This window comes from Streptomyces sp. HPF1205 (assembly GCF_020400825.1).
Classification (GTDB): domain Bacteria; phylum Actinomycetota; class Actinomycetes; order Streptomycetales; family Streptomycetaceae; genus Actinacidiphila.
In genome coordinates, this window is sequence record NZ_JAINVH010000046.1 from 14,183 (window position 1) to 28,481 (window position 14,299).

Consider the following 14,299-nt stretch of genomic DNA (forward strand, 5'->3'; position numbering starts at 1 on the left):
CATTCGACCGTCCTCGCGGGGTCCGCGCCGACAGGTCTCGCCTCACTGCCCGCCACCTGAGTCCGCGTCCGGCCGCTGTGCCCGGCCCCTCGGCGCGGCGCGGATCGGGATCCGTCACCGGGCGCGTGATCCTGTCGGCCCAAGCCCTCACGCCGGTCCCGGGTACGGTCGGAGCGACCAGGTAACGATGAATTCCCTGGTGAACGAGCCGGGGTTCAGCTCATGCGCCCCGGGCGGGGGTCAAGGACCGCGAAGGCCGGCCGGCCGCGAGGACCGGCGGCGAAGGGCATGGCCGCCCGGCGGGTGAGCGCGGGCCACCTCGGCGCTCCACCGGGTCAGGTGCGACGTCGAGCCGACGGTGCGTCACCCGATTTCCCAAAGTCTCCGACGAGCGTCTTGACGACCCCTATCGGCGGGCCTAATGTCGCGCCCGCCCTCCGAAACAACAGGAGTTGATCCCGAATGTTTCGACCAGGAGGGTCATCCTCCCACGACGAAGGGGTTCACATCGATGGACGCGCACATCGGCGCAGGCCGGCCCAGACGTCCCTCCCCCAAGCGCGCACGCGCGCGTGCACTCACCGCCTCGTTCACCGTGCTGGCGATCGCCGCGGTCGCCGCCCTCGCGGGCGCCCTGGCGACGGCCGGCTCGGCGTCGGCCGCCACGACGCTGCGGTCGCTGGCCGAGGCCCAGGGCCGCTACTTCGGCGTCGCGGTCGGCCAGGGCGACCTGAACAATTCGGCGGCGACCGGTGTCGCCGGGACCCAGTTCGACATGCTGACCCCCGAGAACGAGATGAAGTGGGACACGGTCGAGCCGTCCAACGGGAACTACAACTTCGGTCCGGGTGACACGCTCGTCAACTTCGCCACCTCGCACAACATGCGCATGCGCGGCCACAACCTGGTCTGGCACTCCCAGTTGCCCGGCTGGGTGACCAGCCTGCCGCAGAGCCAGGTGAAGTCCGCGATGGAAAGCCACATCACCACCGAGGTGAACCACTACGCGGGCAAGATCTACGCCTGGGACGTGGTCAACGAGCCGTTCAACGACGACGGCAGCTTCCGCCAGGACGTGTTCTACAACGCCTTCGGCGGCGGGGCGGCCTACATCGCGGACGCGCTGCGCACGGCGCACGCCGCCGACCCCAACGCCAAGCTCTACATCAACGACTACAACATCGAGGGCATCGGCTCGAAGAGCAACGCCATGTACAGCCTCGCGCAGACGCTGCTGGCGCAGGGCGCACCGCTGAGCGGGATCGGCTTCGAGAGCCACTTCATCGTCGGCCAGATCCCCTCCAGCCTGCAGGCCAACATGCAGCGTTTCGCCGACCTGGGTCTGGACGTCGCGATCACCGAGCTCGACGACCGCATGTCGACGCCCGCCAGCAGCGCCAACCTCCAGCAGCAGGGCACCGACGACTCCAACGTGGTCAAGGCGTGCCTGGCCGTCTCGCGCTGCCCGGGCATCACGCAGTGGAACATCAGTGACGCGGACTCCTGGGTGCCCGGCACCTTCCCCGGCCAGGGCGCTGCCACGATGTACGACAGCAACTACCAGCCCAAGCCGGCGTACAACGCGGTCGTCACGACCCTGAGCAACGCCACCCCGCCGACCTCGACGCCTCCGACGTCCACTCCACCGACGTCCACTCCGCCCACCTCGCCCCCGCCGGGTTCGCCGTCGGTGATCAGCCTGCGCGCCCACGCCAACAACGACTACGTGACCGCCGACAACGCCGGCTCCTCGCCGCTGATCGCCAACCGCACCGCCATCGGCCCCTGGGAGGAGTTCGACCTCATCAACAACGCCGACGGCAGCGTCAGCCTGCGCGCCCACGCCAACAACGACTACGTGACCGCCGACAACGCCGGCTCCTCGCCGCTGATCGCCAACCGCACCGCCATCGGCCCCTGGGAGGAGTTCGACCTCGTCAACAACGCCGACGGCAGCGTCAGCCTGCGGTCCCACGCCAACAACGACTACGTGACGGCCGAGAACGCCGGCTCCTCGGCCCTGATCGCCAACCGCACCGCCATCGGCCCCTGGGAGGAGTTCGACCTCATCAAGGACTGACCCGCCCGAAACGCGCGGCCCCGCCCCCGTGGGGATCGGGGCGGGGCCGGACGCGAGGGACGGGTCGGCCGCCTACGAAGGAGTCCCGCCCCACGCGGGAAGGCGGGTCACCGCTGCTTGACGGTGTACCTCAGGTGGGTCACCCGGGACGACGCGTCCGTACGGGTCTGTTCGAGGGCCAGGCGGGCGGGGTCCACGCGCTCGAACAAGCGGATGCCGGTGCCGAACAGCACCGGCGCCAGGGTGATCGAGAACTCGTCGACCAGGCCGCCGTCCAGGTACTGCTGGATCGTCTCGGCGCCGCCGGCGATGCGGATGTCGCGGTCGCCGGCGACCTCGCGGGCCCGGTCCAGCGCGCTGGAGATGCCGTCGTTGACGAAGTGGAAGGTCGTGCCGCCCGGCCGCTCCCACGGGTCGCGCTCGGTGTGGGTCACGACGAACACCGGCGTGTGGAACGGCGCGTCCTCCGGCCAGGCCAGCTCGCCTGCGTCGAACATGCGCTTGCCCATGATGCTCACGCCGGTGCGCTCGTACGTCGCCCGGGCGACGTCGTTGTCGAGTCCTTCCTCGCCGCCCTCGCCGAGCTTGGAGTTCTCCCGGAAGAACCGCTGCGGGAACAGCCACGCCTGCAGCTGCGACCACTTCGCCATCCACTGCCGCACCCTCGGGTCGTTTTGCCCCTCGGGCGAGAACACGTCCGCGACAGGCACGGCATCGGGTGCCATGAAGCCGTCGAGCGACATCGTCACGCTGAAGAACACCTTGCCGGCCATCAGTCCTCCGCTCCCATCGGTGTGGTTGTGCCGCCGGCGAGTTCGGCGACGTAGGCGGCCAGGTGGCGCAGCGTCTGCTCGCCGCCCTCGATCGCGTGGTACTTGTGCACCGCCTCCTCGCGCAGTTCCTTGGTGGGGAACACCGTGCGCATCACGATCCGGGTCCGCTCACCGGCCGGCTCGAAGGTCAGGACCGACTCGAAGGCGTTGGGGTCGTCGCGGGACTCGCCGTGCACCAGCGCGATCCGCTCCGGCCGGACGATCTCGGTCCAGGTGATCCACTCCTGGTAGTCGGTCCCGTCCGGCCCGTGCATCACGAAGTCCCAGACCCCGCCGGCGCGGAACTCGAAGGAGCGCGTCGTGGTGGTGAACCCCTCCGGTCCCCACCACCGCGACAGGTGCCGGACCCGCGTGAACGCCTCGAACACCGACTCCCTCGATGCGCCGATGGACCGGGAGATCAGGATCTCGCGTCCCGCGGTCGTGGGGTCGGGCCCGCCGCCGCTACTCGTCGTCGTCATCCGGTGGTTCCTCCTGCCTTGCCTTTTCCAGGTCGCGCACGTACTCGTCCAGCCGGTCGAAGGTCTCGTTCCAGAACCGTTCGAAGCCGCCCACCCACTCGTGGACCGGTCGCAGCCCGCGGGCGTCCAGGCCGTACAGCCGCTGCTTGCCCGCCTCGCGGACCCGCACCAGCCCGACCTCACGGAGCACCCGCAGGTGCTTGGACGCCTGCGGCTGGCTCATCCCCAGGTCCCGCGCAAGTGCGGTCACGGGCCGCTCGCCACCGCGCAGCAGCGCCAGGATCTCCCGCCGCTGCGGCTCGGCTATCGCGTTGAACGCATCCGAGGTCGTCGCCGCTCGTGCCATGACCTCATCGTATGCCCATATCGGCATGCGTCAAGCGAGGCGGTTCGAGCGGAGGGGGGCGAACGGGCGGATCGGGCGGGGTCGGCGGGAGAGGCCAGGCGGGCGGATTCGGGCAGACTGGTTCAAGCAGGCGGGTTCAGGCAGGCGGGCTCGGGCAGGCGGGGTTCAGACGGCCGGGGTGAGCGAGGGCCGCACGCCGAACCACTGCTCGGCGCCGTACCCCTCGAAGCGTTCCACCTCGGTGAACCCCAGCTTCGCGGCCAGGCGCATCGAGCGGGCGTTGGCGGTCTGCGTGTAGAGCACGACCGGTTCACCGGGCAGCGCGCCGGCGAACCAGCGAAGTGCCGCCCCGCACGCCTCCGTGGCGTACCCGTGTCCCCACGCCTCCGGCAGGAACAGGTAGCCGAGTTCGGTCCCGCCGAATTCCCGGCGGCGGTCGCCGCCCGGGAGCTCGGGGGCGTGCGGGTCGAGCTGGATCGTGCCGATCGCCGCTCCGTCGAGTTCGACCACGAAGAAGCCGGGCCGCCGTCCGGGCACTTCGGGCACCGTGCGTTCGAGTTCGGCCCGTGGCCGCGGGCCACCGAGGTAGGTGCCCACCTCCGGCGAGGCGTGCAGCTCGACGACCACCGCGCGGTCCCGGGCCTCGGACTCGCGCAGGACGAGCCGCTCGGTCCTGATCGGGGCGGGCGGCCAGGCGAGGCCTCTGGGGTCGCTCATACCGGCCAACCTAACCGGTACGGGCGGGCCGGCGGGCCGGGCCGCCGTCCGCCGCACCGGGCTGGAGGAGACGCTGCGGGCGGCCGACGCGCCCGCGGGCACGCTCGCCGGGACGACGTGATCGACCGCGGCGACGCGGTCGACGCCTCCGACTTCCCGCAGGTCCACCTCGGCCGGCCCGCGGGGCGGCCGCGGCGCCGGAGTCAGTCGTGCTGGCGGTACCTGAGCAGCAGCATGGCGGCGTCGTCGCCCAGGGGGCCTTCGACGTGCTTTTGCAGGTCCTTGCCCAGGGCTTCGAGGGCGGCGTCCGGGTCGGGGTTGTCGAGGAGGAAGGCCCGGTCGCGCAGCGGATAGAAACCCTGGCTGCGGTCCCGGGCCTCGCACACCCCGTCGGTGTAGAGGAGGACCTGGTCGCCCGGGTACAGGGCGAGCTGGAAGGGGACGGGGCCCTTCGGGGCGATGCCGGCGAGCCCGAGGGGCGGGGCGGGTTCCGGCGGTTCGGCGAACGTCACGGTGCCGCCCGCGCGCAGCACGAGGGGGGCGGGATGGCCGTAGTTGAGGAGCGTGACGGTCCGGTCCTCCCTGATCTCGGCGAGGACGGCGGTGACGAACTCCTCCCCGGACAGGTGGCGGTTGAGGGCCCGTTCCAGCCGGGCGCTGACGGACGACAGGTCGGGCTCGTCGGGAGCGGCCTCCCGGAACGCCCCGAGCACCACCGCCGCGGTCTCCACCGCCTCCAGGCCCTTGCCCTGCACGTCGCCCACGATGACGCGGGCGCCGCCGGGCGAGGTGACGACCTCGTACAGGTCCCCGCCGATGCGCGCCTCGGCCGCGGCGGAGGTGTACGAGACGGCGACCCGCAGATGCCCGGCCCGCCGCGGAACCGGTCGCAGCAGCACGCGTTGCGCGACCTCGGCCACGGACCGGACGGAGGCGAGTTCGGCCTCGCGCCGCTGCCGCAGCGCGGTGGCGGCCAGACCGGCGGCGCCCACGCCCGCCACGCAGGCCAGGGCGAGGAAGCCGCGCCCGGGGAACAGGCCGTCGTAGGCGCCGAGCAGGACGCACAGGGCCACGGCGAGGACCCCGATGGCGGCCGTCCTGCGCAGGCCGCCCACCAGCCCGGCGAACGCCGGTCCCAGCGACAGCAACGGCAGCAGACCGGCACGCGGGCCGGCCGACAGTTCCACGACGGTGAGAAGACCCATCACGGCCAGCGGCAGAGCCGACAGCAGACGAAGGCTGTTCCCGTCCGACTCCGCCAAGGTGCGACTCCGGTGCCTCGGTTGGTGCTCGACAGATGGTGCTCGACAAAGGGGCTCGGCGACCGCTCGCCGCGTCCCCAGCAGTAGAACCAATAATGGCCGGATCGGCACGGACATCCGGTGAAACTTCCACCAAGCACCCGAAAGCGTGGTAATCGCACGAGAAGCGCGCGGGGCGCGGGGGCACAAGGGGCTCCGCGAACGGCGGTCAGCGGCGCACAGTGGCGGTGAGCGGCGCACAGCGGCGTAAACGCCTCGCCGCGGAGGTCGACCGGCCGGCGGACCGCTCCGCCGCTTGTCCGAGGCCGAGGCGACGTCCATGGGTGCCGCCGCCCGGCGGCTTCGGCGCAGCGCGGGTCAGGAGGCGGGGGGCCGCGGCTGTACCGGCCGTGGTGCGGTGGTGGCGTGCATGGCGGTCAGTACGGACTGGTGGGTGATCCAGCCGACCAGTCGCCGCTCGGCCTGGTCGAGTACGGGCAGACCCGCGCCCTCGGCGGTGACGAGGGCGTCCAGGGCGGTGGACAGGTCGGCCTCGGCCGCCACGGACCGTGGCAGGTGGGCGATCGTGCCGACGGCCGCCGTGTCGTGGGCGCCGTCGGCGAGGGTCTCGGCGGCGGTTCTGGCGGTGGCGGTGCCCAGGTAGGTGCCGTCCGCCGCGACCACGGGCAGCGTGCCGTGCGGGGAGCGGGCCAGCGCGGTCGCGGCCCGGGCCAGCGGAAGGGCCCCGTCCAGGGGCGCGGGCAGGGGCTCCATCACGGCGCGCACGGGCAGGCCGGCCAGCGGGGCGGGCGCGGTCGGCTTCTCGTCGATGTCGATGCCGCGGCGGCGGAGCTTGAGGGTGTAGATCGTGTCGCGGGACAGGGCGCGGCTGACGGCGGTGGCCAGGACGATGGCGGTCATCAGCGGCAGGATGATCGAGTACTCGCCGGTGAGTTCGAACATGATGATCACGGCGGTGATGGGCGCGCGCGCCGCGCCGGCGAAGACGGCGCCCATGCCGATCAGGCCGTACGCGCCGACCGGGCCGGCCACGCCCGGCGCCAGGTGGTGGGCGGTGGCGCCGTAAGCGGCTCCGAAGGCGGCGCCCATGAACAGCGAGGGCGCGAAGACCCCGCCGGAGCCGCCGATGCCGATGGTCAGGCTGGTCGCGACTGCCTTGGCGACCACCAGCAGCAGGAGGAAGCCGATGACGTAGTGCCCCGCGACGGCGTTCTCCAGCACGGGGTAGCCGACCCCGTACATCTGCGGCAGGAACAGCAGCAGCAGCCCGAGCAGCAGCCCGCCCACCGCCGGGCGCGCCCACTCCGGTCCCCGCCAGGCCCGGTCGCAGGCGTCCTCCACCGCGTACAGGACACGGGTGAAGCCGACGCCCACCGCCCCGGCGAGCACACCGAGGGCGGCGAAGAGCGGGTAGTCCCACAGGTGGGTGACGGTGAAGGTGGGCGGGTGCAGGAAGGGGTGGTCGCCGAAGGCCGCCCGGCCGATGACGCTGGAGGTCACCGAGGCCAGCACCACCATGCCGAACGACTCGGCGGTGAAGTCGCGCAGGATCAGCTCCATCGCGAAGAACACCCCGGCAAGGGGTGCGTTGAAGGTCGCCGCGATACCGCCGGCGGCACCGCACGCCACCAGTACCCGCATCCGGTCCTCGGCCACCTTCAGCGCTCCGCCGAGCCCGGAACCGAGGGCGGAGCCGATCTGCACGATCGGCCCCTCGCGGCCCACCGACCCGCCGCCGCCGATGCACAGCGCGGACGCCAGCGACTTGACCACCGCGACCTGGGGGGCGATCCGGCCGCCCCGGCGGGCGACCGCGTACATCACCTCGGGCACCCCGTGGCCGCGCGCCTCGCGGGCGAAGCGCTGCACCAGCGGCCCGTACACCAGTCCGGCCAGCACGGGTGCGAGCAGGACGAACCAGCGCCCCAGCCACGGTACGTGTGCGTTGGCGGCATGCCCGGCCGCGGAATAGTCCGCGTGTCCCGACAGCAGACGGGTGAACGTGCTGATCAGCCACCGGAACGCGATCGCGCCCAGCCCGGCACCCGAACCCACCAGCAGGGCCAGGACCAGCAGCCCGCCCTTCGCCTCCCGCAGCGCGGTGACGGCCGCGGGTATCCCGGTGCGCACACGCAGGGAGGGGACGGGGGGAACGCTTTCGCGAGACGTGGTACGAGGCGGCATGTTTGCATTATGCAATACACGCTCTTGCCCTGTGCAAAATGCGGTGGGGACCCGCGGCGGCGCCGCGGGTCCGGTGCGAGGCTGTAGAAAGGAGTAATGGCCAAGCCCGCACCGACCCAGGTCGAGCCACCCGCCGCGGACAAGACGTCGGCCGACGCGGCTCACGAGGAGGTGGCCGACGACGTGGTCACCGCCGTCCTGACCGCCTCACGCCTCCTCATGTCGGTCTCGGCGCGGTCGCTCGCCGCGGTGGAGGAGACGCTCACCCTGCCGCAGTTCCGCATGCTGGTTGTCCTCGACAGCCGCGGCGCGATGAACATCTCCCGGCTGGGCGAGCACCTCGACGTCATCCCCTCCACCGCCATGCGCATGGTCGACCGGCTCGCCGCCGCGGGCATGCTGGAACGCGCACCCAGCCCCGTCAACCGCCGGGAGATCCTCATCACCCTCACCGGCAAGGGCCGCGGCACGGTCCGCCGGGCCACCGAGAGCCGCCGCGCCGAGATCGCGCGCATCGTCGCCGCCATGCCCCCGAGCCGGCGCAGCGGCCTGGTCAAGGCCCTGGAAGCGTTCGCCAGAGCCGGCGACGAACCCCTCGCCGGCCGCAAGCCGGCCACCGACGTCGGCTGGTGAACAGCGGCCGTGAACATCGACAGTTGAGGGTCGTCCCTTCCCGGAGGCGGACGGCGCGGGGGGGCGGCGTCGACTGCCACGGCGAACGTCGGCATGATGCGAAGATGACTCGAACCAGCCCGGGAAGGCGCCTGCTGGGAGCGGCCGCGGCGTCCATCGCCCTGGCCGCCCTCACCACGGCCTGCTCCTCGCACACCACCGACCGGCACACCGCGACCGGCCGTCCGGCGAACGGCGGGACCGCCCCCTCGACGCGGCCCGGGCGGGCCGAGGTCCACGTCTCAGGCATCGACCTCGGCATCACCCGGGCCACCGTCCACCTCGACGCCTCCGGTGACGGCACCCTGACCATGACCGTCCACAACGCGGGCGCCGCACCCGAGCACCTGGACATGGTCGCCACCCCCGGCGGCGGACGCGGCACGATCCAGGGCGATACGGGCGCGAGCAGCGGCTCCCTGACCAGCGCCGGAATCCTCTTCCGCCCCGGCAGCACCGTCACCTTCGGAGGCAGCGGCCCGACCGTCCGGTTCACCGCGGTCCACGGCGTCACCGCGTCCCGCACGCTCCCGCTCGCGCTCGAATTCGGCGTCGCGGGACTCGTCCACCTCGACGCCGTGGTCCAGGCATCCTCCTGACCGCCGGGCCGGGCGGCGGGGAGTGCGCGGGGCGGGCTGCGATACAGTGCGTCGATCTTGGGACCGGACACATGGCATGGGGGCCGCAGCAATGGCGATCGAAGTGACGCCCGAACTGGCCGAGGCGATCCGACTGGGCTACGAGCGGCGCGACCGGGCGAACATGGCGCCGACGATCGCCTACTTCGAGGCGCTGCTGGCCGAACACCCCGACCACCCCGTCCTGGTGTACGAAGTCGGCGGCGCCTACGACTCCGCGGGCCAGGAGCAGACCGCCCGCGGCTACTACGAGCGGGCGCTCGCCCTCGGCCTCGACGGTGACGTCCTGCGCCGGTGCCTGTGCCAGTACGCCAGCACCCTGAGGTGGCTGGGCGAGCTGGACGAGTCGCTGGCCGTGCTCGACCGCGCCCGCGAGGAGTTCCCCGGCTCCGACTCCGTACGTGTCTTCCGCGCCCTGACCCTGAACGAGGCCCGGCGGCCGGACGAGGCGGTGGCCGAACTGCTCACCGTCGTCACAGAGCACGCCGACGCCACCGACCTGGGGCGGTGGGCGACCGGGCTGCGCGGCCTCGCCCAGTGGCTCGCCGACGGCCGACCCGAGTAGGAACCAACCGCCCACCGGGACGTTCGGGCCGCGCGTCGGAGCCCGCATGCGTCGACCGGGCCGGCGCGATCCTGCTCCGGGCACGGTCGAAGGGCACGGTCGGCGGAGACGGTCGTGCCTACGCGGCCGTCTGCGGCGGACACCGCAGGTCGTCGGCCAGCCGCGTGAGGACCTTGCCCAGGGGCTGGTCGAGGCGGAACGCGGCGAGGGTGTCGCCGCGGGTCGCACCCTGGTTCACGATGGCCACGGGCGTGCCGCGCTTGGCGGCGTGACGTACGAACCGCAGCCCCGACATCACCGCCAGGGAGGAACCGAGCACCAGCACCGCCGAGGCGGCCTCGACCAACTCGTAGCAGCGCGCCGCGCGGTGCGCCGGGACGTTCTCGCCGAAGAACACCACATCGGGCTTCAGCGTCCCGCTGCCGCAGCTCTCGCAGTCCACGACGCGGAACCGCGCGACGTCCTCGTCCGCCACGACCGCGTCACCGTCGGGATTGGTGCGCGCCGCGAGGGCGCGGAAGCCGGGGTTGGCCCGGTCGAGGCGCTCGTCGAGACGGGCGCGCGGGCTGCGGGCGCCGCAGTCCAGGCAGACCGTCCTGGCGAGGCTGCCGTGCAGCTCGACCGCGTCGGGCGTGCCCGCGGCGGTGTGCAGGCCGTCCACGTTCTGCGTGATGACGGCGGAGACGAATCCGGCCCCGGCCAGCCGCGCCACGGCCCGGTGGCCCTCGTTGGGACGGGCGCCGGTGATCGTCCGCAGGCCGAGGTGGCTGCGCGCCCAGTAGCGCTGCCGCGCCGCCGCGCTGCCGGTGAACTCCTGGTAGGTCATGGGGGCGCCGCGCCGCCTGCTGCCCGTACTCCCCCGGTAGTCGGGGATACCGGACTCGGTGGACAGTCCCGCGCCGCTGAGCACCACCACTCCCCGCCCCGAGACCAGCGCGGTGAGCGCCTCCGGCGTGCCTGCCGGGGCCGACATCCACGGACCCGCGGCCGCGGCGCCCGGAACCCGGCCGGTGGGGGACGCGGGAGCGGCTGCCGGGCGCGAATCCATGGCCCCAGCGTACGCCCGCCCGACTCCTGCGCCCGGACAGGCCGTCACCGGCGCCCGGCGCGCTGTCATCAGCTCCTTCCGGCTCGGTGACCGCCGCCGGTTCCGACCGCCGGTGGCCACAAGGTCGTCGGCGCTGTAGCCGTGGTTCCGGCGTTTCTGGCAAGGTGTGCTCGGTGCGGCCGGTAGGAGGGCGCCGGAAGTGACGCCGGTGGTCCGTCAGCGCTCTTCCGACCGGTGCGGCGCCCATCTGTCCCACACGGACCCGCGCAGGACAGGCGCATTCTCGGCGGCGAACTCCGCCTGGAGGGAGAGCACGGTGACCAGCGGAAAGGCCGCCAAAGCGAATGCGGCGCGAGTCGCTGAGGAGCGGCGACGCAAGATAGCCGAGCAGCGGGCCGCGGAGGCCCGCAGGGAACGGCGGCGCCGCATCGTGATATGGACCACATCCGTGGTGGCGGTGGCGGCCGTCGGCGGCGGCATCGCGGCGGTGGTGATCGCCAACAAGCCCAAGTCGGCCCCGGCGATCGCCGGAGTGGTGAGTTACAAGAACCTCACCCGCAACCACGTGACGCACTCGGTCAAGTACGCCCAGACCCCACCGGTCGGGGGTGACCACAACCCGACCTGGCTGAACTGCGGGATCTACGACAAGCCGGTCCCGAACGAGAACGCGGTGCACGACCTGGAGCACGGCGCGGTGTGGATCACGTACCAGCCGAACCTTCCCGCCGCCCAGGTGGCCGCGCTGAAGAAGACGGTCGGCAGCCAGACGTATCTCGACCTCAGTCCGTATCCGGGCCTGCCCTCGCCCGTGGTCGTCTCCGCCTGGGGCAAGCAGCTGAAGCTGAAGTCGGCCACCGATCCCCGGCTGGCGAAGTTCATCGCCGCCTACAAGCAGGGCCCGCAGACTCCCGAGCCCGGCGCCCCGTGCACCGGTGGCACCGGCACCCCGACCGGATGAACCGCCTCTCGGCGCCGTCCGCGCGTGACACGCGGCAGCCTCCCGCCGGCACCACGCCGTCCGGTGCACTCCGGTCCGCCGGATGGCACCGGGAGGCGCGGTGGCTGGTGGTGGCCGCCGCGGTGGTGCTCGCGCTGTTCACCGCGGGTCTCGTCGGCCGCGGCACGGGGGCGGCCCCCGCGCCGGCCGACGACTCCGTGGCGGCCGGCTTCGCCCGCGACATGATCGACCACCACGCGCAGGCCGTGCAGATGGCGAGCATCGTCCACGACCGCACCCATGACGCGGACATCCGCACTCTCACCACCGACGTCGCCCTGACCCAGACCAGTCAGATGGGCCAGATGCGGGGCTGGCTGGACACCTGGCATCTGCGGCTGGGACGAACCGGGCAGCCGATGGCCTGGATGACCTCGGACGGCGACGGTATGGACATGGGCCGCGGCGGGGACGGGAAGTCCGGCGCGGCCGGGATGGATCCGTCCCTGATGCGGCTGCGACCCGACGGGCTGATGCCCGGCATGGCGACGGCCGCGCAGATCAACCAGTTGCGCACCCTGCCCCCGGAGCGGGCCGACATCGTCTTCCTCCAGCTCATGATCCGCCACCACACCGCGGGCGTCGCCATGGCCCGCATGGCCCTCGACCTCACCGACAACGCACAGGTGAAGGCGCTGGCCCAGTCGGTCGTCGAAAGCCAGGAGGCCGAGATCACCCAGATGACGCAGATGCTGCACCAGCGCGGAGCCACGCCGTGACCGCGACCGCCCCCGTTTCCCCGCCCCCCGCGCTCGGCCGCGCCGTCGAGCGGCGCCTCTTGTTGGCCGTGCTGCTGCTCGGCTCGGGCGCCGCGCACCTGCCGGTGCTGCAGGAGCACCTGCGCGAGGCCAGGTGGATGGGTTCGCTCTTCGCCGGCTTCGCCCTCGCCTGCGCCGCCCTGGCCGCCGCCTTGGCCCTGTCCGGCGCCCGTATCCTGCGGATCGCCGCCGGCGCGCTGTGCACGGCGGCGGTACTCACCTACGCTGCCACGCGGCTGGTGGCCTTTCCGCAACTGGGCGACGACGTCGGCAACTGGGCCGAGCCCTGGGGCGTCGTCTCCATCGCCCTGGAGGCACTCGCCGCGGCAACGGCCTTCGGCCTGACGTACCGCGGTCCCGGCGCGGCGAGCGGGAACGGATAGCCGCTCACGCCCGCCCGTCGGCGCCCGCCGCGTCCCCGGGGCGGGAGCCGGGGCCGTCGCCCGCGGCCGACAGGGCTGCCAGCCGTTCGGTGAGCAGGCCGGCCATGGCGCGTACGCCGTGGCCGATCGCCCGCTCGTCGGCGGCGAAGTCGGGGGTGTGCGGCGCGCCGTTCATCCCCGACTCCGCGTCCGCGACGCCGAGGTAGAACTGCGCGCCCGGCGCCTGGCCCAGGAACAGTGCGAAGTCCTCGCAGTTGAAGGGCCACGACGCCCGGGCCCACACGACGGAGTCCGGCCCCAGCGCGCCGCTGAGGTACCGGCCGGCCGCCGTGCTGAGCTCAGCTGAGTTCACCATGGCGGGGAACGGATCGCCCGGGAACTCGGCGTGCCCGCCCGCGGCCGCCACGATCCGCCGGACCCGCTCGCGCAGTTCCGCGTGCCGTTCGTGCGGCCAGACCCGCAGCAGCCCGTTGGGGACCGCGTGCCCGTCGGGCGTGTGCTCGGTCCACTGGGCGACGCACACGAATTCGCGCATCGACGCGGCGGTCGCGGGTTCCAGCGCCTGGTGGAAGCGCGCGGTGTAGTCGGCGAGGCTCCGCGGGAAGGCGACGGTGCCGAGCCCGGCGATCTCGGCCGAGACGGCGGCGGCCGCGTCGTCGCCGCCGGGCAGGATCATGCGGAAGTGGTCGAGTCCGGGCAGGCCGTACCCCGGGGACACCCCGATGGTGCCGGTGGGGAACGGGCCGCAGTGCAGCGCGTAGAACTCGCGCGGCGCGAGCCGCTGCACCAGGCCGGTCGCCAGCATCGCACGGGCCCCCTGGAGGTTCTCCTCGGCCGGCTGGAAGACGAACGCCAGGCGGCCGCGTACCGGCTCGGAGCGCTGGGCCAGCGAGCGGGCGACGCCGACGCCGATCGCGGTGTGCAGGTCGTGCCCGCACAGGTGCGCGGCGCCGGGGACACGCGAGGCGAAGCCCTCGTCGAAGGCCCGGTCCGAGCGCGGGAAAGGCAGCACGTTCGTCGTCGCGTCGACGGCGTCCATGTCCGCCCGGTACGCCACCGTGGGGCCGTCCGCGGAGCCGTCGAGCACCGCGAGGACGCCGTGCCCGCCGACTCCGGTCGTCACGTCGAGTCCCGCCGCGCGCAGCTGCTGCGCCACCAGTCCGGCCGTCTCCCGCTCCTCTCCGGCGAGTTCGGGGCGGCGGTGGATCTCCCGGCGCAGCTCGATCAGTTCCTCGTCAAGGTTCGTCACCGGTAGATAGTGCGCGCGGAGGTCGGTCCCACGCACCTGGTAATCGGTCCGCGGGAGTTCCGGGTCGTGGAACGCGGGGCCAGGTTCCGGCCGGCGGCGCTGT

Annotated in this window: 15 protein-coding genes; 7 read left to right on the forward strand and 8 right to left on the reverse strand. The window is 73.0% G+C overall.

Annotated features, from left to right (window positions below; translation table 11 throughout):
• Positions 1–511: 511 nt before the first annotated feature.
• Positions 512–2,080 (forward strand): endo-1,4-beta-xylanase, encoded by a 1,569-nt coding sequence (locus K7G61_RS32830; RefSeq protein ID WP_225850790.1) that lies wholly within the window; start codon positions 512–514, stop codon positions 2,078–2,080.
• 107 nt (positions 2,081–2,187) lie between these two features.
• Here K7G61_RS32830 and K7G61_RS32835 read toward each other — a convergent pair whose 3' ends face one another.
• From K7G61_RS32835 to K7G61_RS32860, 6 genes are all read right to left on the reverse strand, one after another.
• Entirely contained in the window at positions 2,188–2,853 is a 666-nt protein-coding gene (locus K7G61_RS32835) for a dihydrofolate reductase family protein (RefSeq protein ID WP_225850791.1), read from the reverse strand.
• Positions 2,853–3,374, reverse strand: a complete 522-nt coding sequence (locus tag K7G61_RS32840) for an SRPBCC family protein (RefSeq protein WP_225850792.1) — start codon at positions 3,372–3,374, stop codon at positions 2,853–2,855. The genes K7G61_RS32835 and K7G61_RS32840 overlap by 1 nt, the downstream gene beginning before the upstream one ends.
• Positions 3,358–3,720: a helix-turn-helix transcriptional regulator gene (locus K7G61_RS32845; protein ID WP_225850793.1), complete on the reverse strand. Its 363-nt coding sequence runs from the start codon at positions 3,718–3,720 to the stop codon at positions 3,358–3,360. The genes K7G61_RS32840 and K7G61_RS32845 overlap by 17 nt, the downstream gene beginning before the upstream one ends.
• Before the next feature lie 165 nt (positions 3,721–3,885).
• Positions 3,886–4,437 (reverse strand): GNAT family N-acetyltransferase, encoded by a 552-nt coding sequence (locus K7G61_RS32850; protein ID WP_225850794.1) that lies wholly within the window; start codon positions 4,435–4,437, stop codon positions 3,886–3,888.
• Positions 4,438–4,640: 203 nt separating this feature from the next.
• Complete coding sequence (locus K7G61_RS32855; RefSeq protein WP_225850813.1) at positions 4,641–5,642, reverse strand: PP2C family protein-serine/threonine phosphatase; 1,002 nt, start codon at positions 5,640–5,642, stop codon at positions 4,641–4,643.
• A 414-nt stretch (positions 5,643–6,056) separates the two neighbouring features.
• On the reverse strand, positions 6,057–7,772 hold the full coding sequence (locus K7G61_RS32860) for a chloride channel protein (protein ID WP_225850814.1): 1,716 nt from the start codon (positions 7,770–7,772) through the stop codon (positions 6,057–6,059).
• A gap of 207 nt (positions 7,773–7,979) precedes the next feature.
• Between K7G61_RS32860 and K7G61_RS32865 the strand changes: the two genes are divergently transcribed.
• The 3 genes from K7G61_RS32865 (at position 7,980) to K7G61_RS32875 (ending at position 9,758) form a co-directional block, all read left to right on the forward strand.
• Positions 7,980–8,516 (forward strand): MarR family winged helix-turn-helix transcriptional regulator, encoded by a 537-nt coding sequence (locus tag K7G61_RS32865; RefSeq protein WP_374204321.1) that lies wholly within the window; start codon positions 7,980–7,982, stop codon positions 8,514–8,516.
• A 104-nt stretch (positions 8,517–8,620) separates the two neighbouring features.
• Positions 8,621–9,154, forward strand: coding sequence for a hypothetical protein (locus K7G61_RS32870; protein WP_225850795.1), 534 nt, complete (start codon positions 8,621–8,623; stop codon positions 9,152–9,154).
• Positions 9,155–9,245: 91 nt separating this feature from the next.
• On the forward strand, positions 9,246–9,758 hold the full coding sequence (locus tag K7G61_RS32875) for a tetratricopeptide repeat protein (RefSeq protein ID WP_225850796.1): 513 nt from the start codon (positions 9,246–9,248) through the stop codon (positions 9,756–9,758).
• Positions 9,759–9,876: 118 nt separating this feature from the next.
• Here K7G61_RS32875 and K7G61_RS32880 read toward each other — a convergent pair whose 3' ends face one another.
• On the reverse strand, positions 9,877–10,731 hold the full coding sequence (locus K7G61_RS32880) for an NAD-dependent protein deacetylase (RefSeq protein WP_225850816.1): 855 nt from the start codon (positions 10,729–10,731) through the stop codon (positions 9,877–9,879).
• 391 nt (positions 10,732–11,122) lie between these two features.
• Between K7G61_RS32880 and K7G61_RS32885 the strand changes: the two genes are divergently transcribed.
• The 3 genes from K7G61_RS32885 to K7G61_RS32895 all read left to right on the forward strand — a co-directional run bounded on the left by K7G61_RS32885 (position 11,123) and on the right by K7G61_RS32895 (position 12,947).
• The gene (locus K7G61_RS32885; protein ID WP_225850797.1) at positions 11,123–11,767 is read left to right on the forward strand and encodes a DUF3105 domain-containing protein; all 645 of its coding nucleotides are present in this window, start codon (positions 11,123–11,125) and stop codon (positions 11,765–11,767) included.
• 107 nt (positions 11,768–11,874) lie between these two features.
• A complete protein-coding gene (locus tag K7G61_RS32890; protein WP_225850798.1) occupies positions 11,875–12,525 on the forward strand; it encodes a DUF305 domain-containing protein in 651 nt (216 codons plus the stop codon).
• The gene (locus tag K7G61_RS32895) at positions 12,522–12,947 is read left to right on the forward strand and encodes a hypothetical protein (RefSeq protein WP_225850799.1); all 426 of its coding nucleotides are present in this window, start codon (positions 12,522–12,524) and stop codon (positions 12,945–12,947) included. Before K7G61_RS32890 ends, K7G61_RS32895 begins: the two co-directional genes overlap by 4 nt.
• 4 nt (positions 12,948–12,951) lie before the next feature.
• Here the strand turns inward: K7G61_RS32895 and K7G61_RS32900 are convergent, their stop codons facing one another.
• Positions 12,952–14,196 (reverse strand): M20 family metallopeptidase, encoded by a 1,245-nt coding sequence (locus K7G61_RS32900; protein ID WP_225850800.1) that lies wholly within the window; start codon positions 14,194–14,196, stop codon positions 12,952–12,954.
• Between the last annotated feature and the right edge of the window lie 103 nt (positions 14,197–14,299).